This is a genomic window from Endozoicomonas sp. SESOKO2 (genome assembly GCF_024606245.1).
Classification (GTDB): Bacteria; Pseudomonadota; Gammaproteobacteria; order Pseudomonadales; family Endozoicomonadaceae; genus Endozoicomonas_A.
In genome coordinates this window covers 1-1,100 of sequence record NZ_JAHHPQ010000189.1, presented here as the reverse complement: position 1 = coordinate 1,100, position 1,100 = coordinate 1, and the positions used below count along the sequence as shown (strand labels likewise).

1 protein-coding gene is annotated in these 1,100 nt (G+C 46.7%); it reads left to right on the top strand.

All coding sequences use genetic code 11. The features are described from left to right. Nucleotides 1–136 precede the first annotated feature (136 nt). Nucleotides 137–1,100, top strand: a 964-nt coding sequence (locus KDK17_RS04610; protein WP_257287458.1) for a hypothetical protein, incomplete at its 3' end; no start/stop codon positions are given.

Below are 1,100 nucleotides of genomic sequence, written 5' to 3'. Positions count from 1 at the left end.
TCCGTGATTGGTTACAGCCGTTTGCTAACACGGACACCATTGAGTCACTCATAAAACAACGAGCAACCACTCATTTTCCTGCTCAGCTCCTTTTCACCAACAGTAAACTGATGTCTGAATGTGAAACATCAAGTTAGTGCCAAAAGCAGAAATTACCCATTCAGGTCGAATTGATAATACCGCCTTCAGCGCTGATAGCCTCCATGTAGCGACCACCAGCTCTGATAAAACAGCGAAAATCACTGGCCAGAAGACCGATGGATCGTGGGAAGAAAAAGCCACCATTCGCCATAAAAGTCTTGTCTCAGCAATTACCTTCAATACCGATGGCCGTCAAATGCTGACCGCCTGTTCCGATATCACGGCGACAATCTGTGGTCAGGAGGACGATGGAACATGGAAAGTAAAAGCCATCATTGACAAAGAACTTCCGATCCAATTAGCCACCTTCAGTGCTAATGACCGCCACCTATTGACCAAACCTTATGATGGGACATTGAAAATCTACGGTCAGGAGACCGATGGGTCATGGGAAGCAAAATACACTATTAACCATCATGCTCCAATCATATCGGCCAGTGTCAGCGCCGATGGTAGTCATTTGGTGATCACAAGTTATGATAAGACTGCGACCATCTATCATCAGGAACACCATGGCTCATGGGAAGTGAAAACCACCATTACCCATAATTGTTTTGTCATATCAGCCGCCTTCAGTGCCGATGGCCGTCATCTATTAACCGCCAGTCACGATAAAACAGCGAAAATCTATGGCCTACACGATGGATTATGGGGAGAAATGATCACCATTACCCATAAACATTGGGTCAGATCAGCCTCGTTCAGTCCCGATGACCGCCTTGTGGTGACCGCCAGTGATGACAGAACGGTGAAAATCCACGAACGGCAAACCAATGGATCATGGGAAACAAAATACACCTTTTGCCAAAATGCTCCGGTCTTGTCGGCCAGCTTCAGCGCCGATGGCCACCATATAGTCACCACCAGTGACGGTAACGCGATAAAAATCTATAGCCTGCAAAGTGATGGATCATGGAAAGAAACAGCCAACATTACCCATAAGGGCAAAGTCCTCTCAG